We start from the raw sequence: 9765 nt of genomic DNA, 5'->3' as shown, positions 1-9765 counted from the left end.
CGACCGACCGTCCGACCCACCCCCCCCGGGGCGCGCGCAACGGCGATCATCAGCTCCGCCCCGGAGCTCTCCCCCCGGCTCCGGGGCGGCTGTCCGCCGTTCCGGGCCGGGTGGCGCGGTCGGTGGCGGTGCCGGTGGTCGCCGCGGTGCTGCTGGTGGTGGTGTCCTGGCAGGTCGCGGCGGAGGGGCCGCTGCTCGGCGTGGACCGCTGGGTCCGCCGGGCGGTCCGTTCGGCCCATCGGGACTTCCCGAACGCCTTGCTCGACCGGCTCGGTCTCCTCCTGTCGGACCTGGGCAGCAGCGTTCCGGCGGTCCCGGTGCTGCTGCTGGCCGGTGCTCTGGCCGCGTGGCTCGGGCGCCGGGCCGGGGCCGGACGCTGGTGGCTGCCGCTGCCGGTGGCGGCGCTGACGGCGGTGCTGATCCCGTTGCTGGTGGTCCCGGCGAAGTCGGCCTTCGCCCGGCCGGGTCCGCTCGGGGAGCCGCTGGCGGCGGGCCAGTGGGGCTGGTACCCGTCCGGGCACACCGCGACGGCGGCGGTCTCGTACGGGGTGGCGGCGCTGTTGCTGGCCCGGGTGGCGGGGCCGCGCGCCGTCCGGGGGTTGACGGCGGCTGCGGTGCTGTTGTCGCTCGGGGTGGGCGCGGGGCTGGTGTGGAGCGATTTCCACTGGCTGCTGGACGTGGTGGCGAGCTGGTGCCTGGCCGTCCTGGTGCTGTGGGCGTTCGCCCGGTGGCTGCCCCGGCCGGGTTCCGGGGGTCGTCAGGCTTCGGGGGCCTCTTCGTTGCGGTGAACGAGGCCGGGCTCGCCGTTGTCCCGGTGCCATGCGATGACGAGTTCGTCGCGGGCGCCGAAGCGGACCAGGTGGCGGCCGACGACGTCCTCCAGGCCGGGCAGGTTCTCGCGCTCGCCCTCGACGGTGAGCAGCAGCGCGTCGGGCTGTGCCTCCAGGGTGGCGGTGCCGGCGCCGAAGACCATCGTGCCGCGGCCGGTCTCCTCCGAGTAGACGGCCTCGATCTTGCGCCCCATGTGGGCGGTGAGCTGCTTGGCGTAACGGCCCGGGCGGTCGGTGGCGACGCGGGCTTCGGAGCGGGGCATGGGTCCTCCAAGGTCGGGAAGGGGAACTTAGGGTCCCCTCACTCGGGGCAACGCTAACCCAGATACTGAGCTAAGCTCAACATATTTCCGCGATCACCCTCCGCCGCCTGGCCGCGGGCCCCGGACCGACGGCTACCCTTGGGCGGACGCCAGCCGAGGAGACCGCCGATGACCACCACGCCGACCGACGAACCGGCGGACCCCTCCTCCGGCCCCCGGTCCGGCACCCCGGACACCGCCGCCGAACTGGCCGACGCGATGACCAGGGCGATCAAGCGGATCCGCCGTCAGACCGGCTGGCGGCTGGAGCCGTACGGCATCACCCCCGGCCAGGCCCGGGCGCTGCGCACGCTCGCCCACGTCCCCGGCTGCGAGACGCCGGACCACGCGATGCGGCTGAGCGACCTCGCCGACAAGCTGCACATCGCCCCGCGCTCGGCGACCACCGTGGTCGACGCGCTGGAGGAGGCCGGCCTGGTCGAGCGCAGCCCCGACCCGGCCGACCGGCGGGCGGTGCGGATCCTGCTGACCGAGGCCGGGCGGGCGGCGGTGGAGCGGATCGGGCAGGTCCGGGACGAGGTGGCGCAGGAGTACTTCGGCGAGGTCAGCCCCGCCGACGAGGAGGTGCTGCTGCGGGTGCTGCGCTCGGCCGAGGCCCGCTTCCTCGAAGCCGGGCCACCACGCCGGTAGCGGCCCCCGGGCGCAGCGCGGTGATCCCGATCCCGGCGATCACCAGCAGCGCGGCCGCGGCAGCGGTCGGGCTGATCCGCTCGCCCAGCAGCAGCCAGGCCGAGGACATCCCGAACACCGGGACCAGCAGCGAGTAGGGCGCGACGGCGGTCGCGTCGTAGTTGCGCAGCAGGAAGCTCCAGGCGACGAAGCCGAACAGGGTGGAGACCAGCCCGACGTAGCCGATCGCGCCCAGTCCGGCCGGGGTGATCCCGCGCAGGGCGCGCAGGTCCGCTTCGGGCCCCTCGACCAGCAGGGACAGGCCCAACAGCGGCAGCGGCGGGACGGCGCTGACCCAGACCATCCAGCGCAGGGCGTCCGGCGGCGCGGCCTTGCGGGTCAGCACGTTGGCCAGTCCCCAGGCGAGGGCGGCCAGGACGACCAGGGCGAAGGCCCCGAGCGGTCCGCCCGCGCCCTGGTCCCGGGCGCTCAGCGCGATGCCGGCGAAGGCGACCGCCAGGCCCGCCAGCCGCTGCCGGCCGGGGCGCTCGCGCAGCAGTACGGCGGCGAACAGCGCGGTGAAGCCGGCCTGCCCCTGGAGCACCAGGGAGGAGAGTCCGGCCGGCATCCCGGCGTGCATGCCGAGGAAGAGCAGCCCGAACTTGACCACCCCGAGGACCACGCCGACCGCCACCACCCAGCGCCGGGCCACCTTGGGCGGGCCGACGAAGAAGACCGCCGGCACCGCGACGACGGCGAACCGCAGGGCGCAGAAGAGCAGCGGCGGGAAGCTGTCGAGGCCGACGTGGATCAGGACGAAGTTGAGGCCCCAGACGGCGGCCACCAGGACGGCCAGGGCGATGTGGCGCGGGCTCATGCCGCCCGGACCGCCGTTGCCACCCGTGCCACTCGTGCTGCCGGTGCTGCCCGTGCTGGTGCGGCCGCTCGGGGCGGCGGCGGTTGTCGCGGTCATGGGTCGAGCATGGCGACCCCGGACCGTGTAGCACCAGCGATGAATACTGAAGCGGACACTTTAGGATCACTGCATGATGGATCTGGGGCGCCTGCGGGCGCTGCACGCGGTGGCGGTGCACGGCTCGGTCGGCGGGGCGGCGGCCGCGCTCGGCTTCACGCCCTCGGCGGTCTCGCAGCAGATCGCCAAGCTGGAGCGGGAGACCCGCACGGTGCTGCTGGAACGGCAGGGCCGTGGCGTGGTGCTGACCGACGCGGCGCGCGAGCTGGCCGTCACCGCGCGGACCGTGCTGGGGCTGGTGGAGCAGGCCGAGGTGCGGCTGGAGGAGCAGCGCGGCCGGGCCGTCGGGCGGCTGCTGGTGGCCGCGTTCCCGTCCGGTGCCCGCGGACTGATGCCCGGGGCGCTGGCCGATCTGCGGCGGCGCTGCCCGGAGCTGGACGTCCGGCTGCTGGAGCGCGATCCCTACCCGGCGGCCGAGCTGGTGGCCCGGGGCGAGGTGGACCTGGCGCTGGTGCAGGACTGGCCGACCGTACCGCTGCCGGTGCAGGAGGGGGTCTCCCGGATGGACCTCGGCACGGACCCGGTGGACCTGCTGCTGCCCGCCGACGACGATCTGGCCGCGCTCGACCCGGTGCCGGTGGAGCGGCTGTGCGGGCAGCGCTGGATCAGCGTGCCGCCGGGCAACATCTGCCACGACTGGCTGGTCCGCACCCTGCGCGAGGCCGGCGAGGAGCCGGACGTGCGCTACCAGGTCGGGGAGTTCGAGACGCAGATCGCCCTGGTCGCGGCCGGTCTGGGCATGGGTCTGGTGCCCAGGCTCGGACGGGGCCCGCTGCCGCCCGGGGTGGCGGTCCGCCGGGTGGCGCCGGAGCCCGGCCGCCGGGTGTTCGCGCTCTGGCGCTCCCAGGCCTCCCGGCGTCCGGCCATCACCGAGGCGCTGGCCTCGATGCGGGAGTGCTGGGGGCGGCTTCCGGTCTGAGGGCCGCCGTGTTCGAGGGCATCGCGGGGGCCCGGGCCTCGTACGGGCCTCGTACGGGCCTCAGCCGGGCCTCAGCCGGGCCTCAGCCGGGCCTCAGCCGGGCCTCAGCCGGGCCTCAGCCGGGCCTCAGCCGGCGAAGCCGATCACCAGCCACATGAAGCCGACCCCGGCCACGGTGCAGAGCAGGGTGGTGCGCGAGGGGTGCGGGCTGTGCGCCTCGGGGAGGATGTCCGAGGTCGCCAGGTAGAGCAGGAAGCCGGAGAAGAAGCCCAGGTAGAGGCCGAGCAGGTGCGCCGGGATGGTGAACGCCAGGGTGATCGCCGCGCCGGACACCGGGGCCAGCGCGTCGGCGGCGAGCAGGGTCAGCGCCCGCCTCCGGTTGTTCCCGTACAGCCGGGTGATCGTGTACGTGTTGAAGCCGTCGGCGAAGTCGTGCGCGACCACCGCGATGGCCACCACCGTGCCGACCGTGGTGCCGGCCTGGAAGGCGGCGCCGATCGCGAAGCCGTCCATGACGCTGTGCCCGACCAGGGCCAGTGCGGCGGTCATCCCGACGCCCTGGTGCCCGACGGAGTGGGTGTGCCCGTGCTGGTGGCCGTGGGAGTGCGCGGCGTACTCACCCTCGTGGCCGCGGTGGATGGCGACCGCGCGCTCGATCACGTGGATGGTGAGGAAGCCGGCCGCGAACATCAGCAGCGCCTGCGGGACGCCGTGCAATTCGTTCGGGGCCTGGTGGATCGCCTCGGGCAGCAGGTCGAAGGCGACGACGCCGAGCATCAGCCCGGCGGCGAAGCCGAGCACCAGGTGGCGGCGGTCGCGGGTGCGCTGGGCCACGAAGCCGCCGACCAGGGTCATCAGGAACGCCGCGGCGGCGACCAGTACCGCGGTCATCGGGCCGACTCCGTCTCGGGTCCGGCCTGGTGGCCGGGGCCTTCACCGGGTGGTCCGCCGAGCGTGCTGCCCATTCCTCTCCCCCTGGGATCCGCCCGTGACCGGGCCGACCGCCGACCGTACCGGACGCCCGTTCGACGGTGATCACCCGGGGTGCCGGGCCCGACCGGGAGCCGTGCCCCCAGCCTCGGCCCGGGCCCGCTCGGGCGCCCCCCGGATGGGCCGCCGGTTGAGCTGTCGGAGTGAGGCCCCCCGCCACGGCGAGGGGCCCGTCAGCCGCCGGTGGCGAGCGGCAGGCCGAGGTGGGTGTGGGCGAGTTCGCGGACGCCGTCGCCGTCGATCAGGTGGATGTGGCGGTGGCTCTCCTCGGCGGTGAGGTCCAGCACCTCCTCGGTGAACCGGCCGGTGGTCAGCCGCAGCCCGCGCTCGGCGGACTCCTCCCCGACCGCCTCGGCCAGGGTCTCGATCTGCTCGGCGCCGACCGACGCGGTGTCCCGGGAGGCCCAGACCACCCAGCGACCGGGCAGCGCGGTCCCGGGCGCGCCCTCGCCGGTGGCGACCAGCCCGGCCGGGCCGCGCAGCCGGACGCTCCACTGCGCGATCCCGCCCCTGGTCAGCAGGTCCCGCACCAGCTGGGCGAACTCGTTGGCGGACAGGTCGGAGGCGGCCGGCACGGTGGCCCCGGCCCGGGCGGCCGGCTGGACACCGGCCCGGTCGTACGGGTCCGGGGTGACGGCGGCGCCGAGCTGGCGCAGCCGCACCAGGGCCTCGTCCTGCTCGGCGTCGGCGTAGACGCCCTCGTCGTCGCGTTCCTCGTACGGGGTGCCCGGCGGCAGCAGCCGGGTGCGGGCCAGTGCGTCGCGGTCGGCGTCCACGCTGACCAGGCAGAGCGGCTCGGCCGCGGCGGGGTCGCGCAGCCAGCCGTTGAGGACGACGCCCGCGAGTATCTCGTCGGTGTCGACGGCGTCGGCGGCCTGGAGGGCGCGCAGGGCGAGCCGGGCGACCAGCCGCAGGTAGTCGGTGGCCCGGTCCGCGGGCGGGCGCGGCACCGGACGGATGTCGCCGTCCGGGTCGAGCCGGTAGCCGGTGAGCGAGGGCACCAGGTCGAGCGGCGGCAGGTCGAGGTCCAGCACGGCGGTGCGGGTGAGCGGGCGGAAGACCGCCCTGCAGGGGGCGGGCAGGTCCTGGGTGGCGGTCTCGGCGGCGGCCAGCGCCCGTTCCAGCAGCGATTCCACCGCGGCCGGTTCGGCCAGCCGGTAGGCCCGCCGGCATTCCTCCAGGCTCTCGTTGTACTCGCGCACGGCGCGGGCCCGGGCCTCCTCGGCCGCCTCGTGGGCGCGCCGGGACTCGTCGGCGGCCGGGCTGCCGGCCTCGGCCCGGCGGGTGCGCCACTCGCGCAGGGCCCGCTGGTGGGTGAGCCGGGCCTGGGCCAGCTCGCGCTGGTAGCCGGAGTCGAGCAGCCGGCGGGACGGGCCGCTGTCCGGGTCGGCCGCGGGCGGCTCGGCGGGAGCGTAGTCCTCCCAGCGGGGCTCGGAGTCTTCGGCCGCGGCGGGACCGTCGGCCGGGTAGGGGCGGGGCTGGTAGTGGCGCAGCTGACTCTCGAAGTCCATGGCCGAGACGGGCAGCGCGGCCCGTCGCAGCAGGTCGGCCAGCCGGTCGTGCTCGGCCTGGACGGCGCGGGTGCGGTGGTGGGTCAGGGCGGCGGCCCGGGCGTGCGCCGCCACGGCCTCGTCCTGGTCGGCCTCGGCGGGGCCGGAGTGGCCGGTTCCGTGGTCGGCTCGGCCAGGGCCGGGACCGACGGGATCCGGGTCGGACGGACCGGCACCGGTTGGACCGCGACCTGCCGGATCGCCACCTGCCGGGCCGTCGCCGGACGGACCGTCACCGGCCGTGCCCCCACTGGGGCGGCCGGCGACGGCGTCGCCCTGCTCCTGCTCCTCCTCGGCTCCGAGGTCGCGGAAGACCGAGGCGAGGAAGCCCGGCCGGGGGAACTGGACGGTGGCGGTTCCGTCGGACTGGCCGTCTGCTGGGTACTGCATCGGTCGTCGTTCCCCCATGCTCGTCCGGCGCCTGCCCGGGGCGATCGGCGAACCTGTGGACCCGCCGCTGCCGGACATTGTCCCCCGAACGGACGCAGCGGTCAGCCAAGCCGCTCAGTTGGTCCGGGTGTTGGTGAGGTGCAGACCGATGTAGCCGACGTAGATCCGGCCGCTGCCGGAGCAGTCGTCCAGGTAGTGCAGCCGGGGCGCGGTGCGGCCGCCGCCGATCCGCAGGTGCGCGCCCATGAACGCGCGCCGGGAGGAGTCGACGCATTCCGGCACCGGCAGCATCCGCTCGCGCTTCCACTTGGTGTGGCTGAACACCGTCCGGGACTCCCCGCGGACCGCCTTGCGGGGCGGGAAGCGGTGGCAGCCCTCGGGGGTGCGCTCGCACCACTGTTTGAAGTCCCCGCCGGCCGCGCCGCGGACGGCCGCCTCGGCGTACTCCTGGAGGGCGGTCAGCCCGTCCCAGGCGAGCCGGGCCCAGCCCGCGCCGGCGCACTGCAGCTCGTCCAGGGCGAGCGCGTTCTTCTGGTCCCCGGTGAAGGTCACCAGCGGGAACTCGCCCAGTCTGGCCATGAGTTCGGAGAAGGTCTCGGGCGTGCCCCGGCGGTCGTGGAGCTGGGCGACGGAGAACGGCCCGACGACCGGACCACTGCCCGGTGCGGCGCAGTGGCGTCCGGTCAGGGCGCGGGTTCCGGAGCGGAGGCGGCCCTCCCGGATGTCCCGGCCGTCGCGGCCCTCCCGGCCCTGACCCCGGTCCCGGTGTTCGCGGCGTTCCAGGCGCAGGGTGTGCCGGACCCGCTCCAGCTCGTCGGCCCGGGCCTGCTGCTCCGCGCAGTCCTGCTGCTCCTCGCGGACGAGCGCGGCCAGTTCGATGACCTGGTCCGGGGCGGCCCGTTCGGCGGTCCGTTCGCAGGCCTGTCCGACGACGTGCCCAGCCGTCCGCCCGGCCTGCTCGGATGCCCGCTCGACGGTCTGCTCCGTGGTCTGCTCGGCGGACTGCTGGGCGGACTGCTGGGCGGACCGCTCGGCGGGCTCGCGGAGCTGCGGCGGCGGGACGCGCAGCACCGGGACGGCCGCGAGCGGCGGTGGCAGCGGCTGCTCCGCGGCCAGGCGGCGCGGCTCGCGGGCGAGCAGCCCGGCGGCGCGGCGCAGGTCCTCTTCTATTCGGCCCCGGGCGAGCACCGGATGTCGGGCGCTGTCCTGCCGGGAGGCCGGGTCGACCTCGGGCAGGTAGGTGCGCACCGCTCCGCCGTAGACGGTGTGGTACTCCAGCGCGACGTTGAACCCGGTGCGGGCGCCGGGGTCCAGCACGTAGGTGGTGGCGAGGCCGGGCAGCTGCTGGCAGAGCGGGGCCACCACGTCCTCCACCCAGCGGTCGATCGGGAGGTTCACCGGGACGCTGGCCACCACCGTGGGCAGCCTGCGCTCGGGGTCGCACAGCTCGTCGATCAGGGCGTCGACCTCGTCGGCCATGATCACCCGGGGGGTGGAGCGGACGGCGGACGGGCCGTCGGTGGCGTCGAGCAGCGGGAGGAGCGAGCGGGCGAGTTCGGGCACCGGCACCCGGCACGGGGTGCGCACACCGCTGCCGGTGCTGTGTGTCTCCGCCTCCAGCCGGACCCAGGTGGGGCCGTCCGCCGCGGTGGCCACGGTGAGGGTGAGCTGCTGGGTGCCGTGCGGGGCCGGGGTGCGCAGCCGGCGGCGGTCGTAGCGGCCGGCGCCCGGACCCTCGCGCAGCGGGCCCAGGTCGCGGTCGAGCAGGACGCGCTCGCCCAGGCGGAGGCGCTCGGCGGTGGGAGCCGGTTCGGCGCTCTGCCCGACGGGGGCGCGGTGGGCCGGTGGGGGCTCCTCGTAGCCCTCCTGCTTCAGCCAGGAGGACAGCTGTTCGTCGGCCAGGGCGACGGCCTCGGCGTGCCCGAGGAGCGTGGTGACCGTCATCCGGTAGGGCGTCGCGGGACCGCGGGGGCCGGGCAGGTCGGCGGCGGCGTGCGCGCGGACGCGGTTCGGGGCGGGGCGGTTCGCGATCGGGTGGTTCGAGGTCGGGCGGCTGGAGATCAGGTTCGTCGCGGACAGGGGATTCGAGGTCGAACGGTCTGAGGTCATGCGCATACCTCCGCGGTGCGGGGTCGGGTCCTGTGTCCTCCATCGACGGTTTCGTCCGGTTCTGCCGGAACCTTGCCCAGGAAACGCCACGGCCCGGAGCGGAAGTTCCAACTCCGGGCAACGACACTACGTTCGGGTGAATCTGCTCAAGCGTCCTTCCGCGTGGCGCAAGGCCTGGGCTACCGGAACGGCCGATCACGGGCCGTCCGACGAGCCGTCCCGCGGATCGTCCGTCCCCCGGGACCCACGAGGTACCACCCGCCCCGTGGCGGACCGGTGCCGCTCGGAGCGGCACCTCTCAGACCGGCACCTCGACATAGGTGCGGCCGGCCGGGACCGCCACCGCGGTACCGCCGGTCGCCTCCGCCAGCCAGGTGTGGAACTCCGCCACGTCCGGCTCCGGCACGCCCACCTCGATCCGCACCCCGGTGGCCTCGTAGGCCAGATCGCTCACCGTGTACCCGGCCGCCCGCAGGTCGTTCTCCACCCGCCCGGCCCGGACGTGGTCCACCGTCACCGCGAGCAGCGCGACCGGCCGCCGCTCCAGCAGGCCGATCCCGTCCACCGCCGCCGAGACCGCGTTGCCGTACGCCCGCACCAGGCCGCCCGCACCGAGCTTGATCCCGCCGAAGTACCGGGTGACCACGGCGACGGTGTCGGTCAGCCCGCGCCGGCGCAGCACCTCCAGCATCGGCACCCCGGCCGTGCCGCCGGGTTCGCCGTCGTCGCTGGAACGCTCGCGGCGCTGCTCGTCGCCGACCACGAAGGCGGTGCAGTTGTGCCGGGCGTCCCAGTACTGCTTGCGGATGCCGGCGATGAACGCCTGCGCCTCCTCCTCGTCGGCGACCCGGGCAAGGTGACAGATGAACCGGGACTTCTTGATCTCGGTCTCGTGGCTGCCGGCCCGCCGGATGGTGAGGTACGGCCTGGCGGTGGGCTCCGGCGTGGCGGACATGGCGGGGAGGTCCTCCCGAGGACGGCGAAGGCTGGCGGTGCCGCCCCGGGACACCGG

Annotated in this window: 9 protein-coding genes; 3 read left to right on the top strand and 6 right to left on the bottom strand. The window is 75.5% G+C overall.

Translation table 11 applies throughout. The features are described from left to right. Positions 1–788: phosphatase PAP2 family protein (locus ACWGKU_RS38800; protein WP_452191774.1), on the top strand; the 788-nt coding region annotated here is incomplete at its 5' end. Here the strand turns inward: ACWGKU_RS38800 and ACWGKU_RS38795 are convergent. Next, the gene (locus ACWGKU_RS38795) at positions 758–1093 is read right to left on the bottom strand and encodes a DUF2218 domain-containing protein (protein WP_359909195.1); all 336 of its coding nucleotides are present in this window, start codon (positions 1091–1093) and stop codon (positions 758–760) included. The two genes, ACWGKU_RS38800 and ACWGKU_RS38795, sit on opposite strands and share 31 nt — an antisense overlap. Before the next feature lie 168 nt (positions 1094–1261). On the opposite strand from ACWGKU_RS38795, the gene ACWGKU_RS38790 reads away from it, so the two are divergent. Further along, positions 1262–1783, top strand: coding sequence for a MarR family winged helix-turn-helix transcriptional regulator (locus ACWGKU_RS38790; RefSeq protein WP_359909198.1), 522 nt, complete (start codon positions 1262–1264; stop codon positions 1781–1783). Here ACWGKU_RS38790 and ACWGKU_RS38785 read toward each other — a convergent pair. After that, positions 1698–2639, bottom strand: a complete 942-nt coding sequence (locus tag ACWGKU_RS38785) for an EamA family transporter (protein ID WP_452179581.1) — start codon at positions 2637–2639, stop codon at positions 1698–1700. The genes ACWGKU_RS38790 and ACWGKU_RS38785 overlap by 86 nt on opposite strands. A gap of 169 nt (positions 2640–2808) precedes the next feature. Here ACWGKU_RS38785 and ACWGKU_RS38780 point away from each other — a divergent pair, with 169 nt between their 5' ends. Beyond that, positions 2809–3714, top strand: coding sequence for a LysR family transcriptional regulator (locus ACWGKU_RS38780; RefSeq protein ID WP_380545011.1), 906 nt, complete (start codon positions 2809–2811; stop codon positions 3712–3714). Positions 3715–3840: 126 nt separating this feature from the next. Here ACWGKU_RS38780 and ACWGKU_RS38775 read toward each other — a convergent pair whose 3' ends face one another. From ACWGKU_RS38775 to ACWGKU_RS38760, 4 genes are all read right to left on the bottom strand, one after another. Beyond that, positions 3841–4605 carry a ZIP family metal transporter gene (locus ACWGKU_RS38775; RefSeq protein ID WP_380545014.1) on the bottom strand — a complete coding sequence of 255 codons (765 nt, stop codon included), beginning with the start codon at positions 4603–4605 and terminating at the stop codon, positions 3841–3843. Positions 4606–4877: 272 nt separating this feature from the next. Further along, positions 4878–6644 (bottom strand): restriction endonuclease, encoded by a 1767-nt coding sequence (locus ACWGKU_RS38770; RefSeq protein WP_452179578.1) that lies wholly within the window; start codon positions 6642–6644, stop codon positions 4878–4880. Positions 6645–6758: 114 nt separating this feature from the next. Beyond that, positions 6759–8753: a hypothetical protein gene (locus ACWGKU_RS38765; protein ID WP_452179579.1), complete on the bottom strand. Its 1995-nt coding sequence runs from the start codon at positions 8751–8753 to the stop codon at positions 6759–6761. A gap of 298 nt (positions 8754–9051) precedes the next feature. Continuing rightward, positions 9052–9708, bottom strand: a complete 657-nt coding sequence (locus ACWGKU_RS38760) for a YigZ family protein (protein WP_359909213.1) — start codon at positions 9706–9708, stop codon at positions 9052–9054. Positions 9709–9765 lie beyond the last annotated feature (57 nt).

The organism is Kitasatospora sp. NPDC054768 (assembly GCF_053612025.1).
Note: the sequence above shows the minus strand (reverse complement) of the source record. Positions and strands in the feature narration are given on the sequence as shown.

Bases quoted from the DNA above. Each gene is read 5' to 3' on its own strand.
- ACWGKU_RS38795 (WP_359909195.1), bottom strand. From the start codon at position 1,093: ATGCCCCGCTCCGAAGCCCGCGTCGCCACCGACCGCCCGGGCCGTTAC.
- ACWGKU_RS38790 (WP_359909198.1), top strand. From the start codon at position 1,262: ATGACCACCACGCCGACCGACGAACCGGCGGACCCCTCCTCCGGCCCC.
- ACWGKU_RS38785 (WP_452179581.1), bottom strand. From the start codon at position 2,639: ATGAGCCCGCGCCACATCGCCCTGGCCGTCCTGGTGGCCGCCGTCTGG.
- ACWGKU_RS38780 (WP_380545011.1), top strand. From the start codon at position 2,809: ATGATGGATCTGGGGCGCCTGCGGGCGCTGCACGCGGTGGCGGTGCAC.
- ACWGKU_RS38775 (WP_380545014.1), bottom strand. From the start codon at position 4,605: ATGACCGCGGTACTGGTCGCCGCCGCGGCGTTCCTGATGACCCTGGTC.
- ACWGKU_RS38770 (WP_452179578.1), bottom strand. From the start codon at position 6,644: ATGCAGTACCCAGCAGACGGCCAGTCCGACGGAACCGCCACCGTCCAG.
- ACWGKU_RS38765 (WP_452179579.1), bottom strand. From the start codon at position 8,753: ATGACCTCAGACCGTTCGACCTCGAATCCCCTGTCCGCGACGAACCTG.
- ACWGKU_RS38760 (WP_359909213.1), bottom strand. From the start codon at position 9,708: ATGTCCGCCACGCCGGAGCCCACCGCCAGGCCGTACCTCACCATCCGG.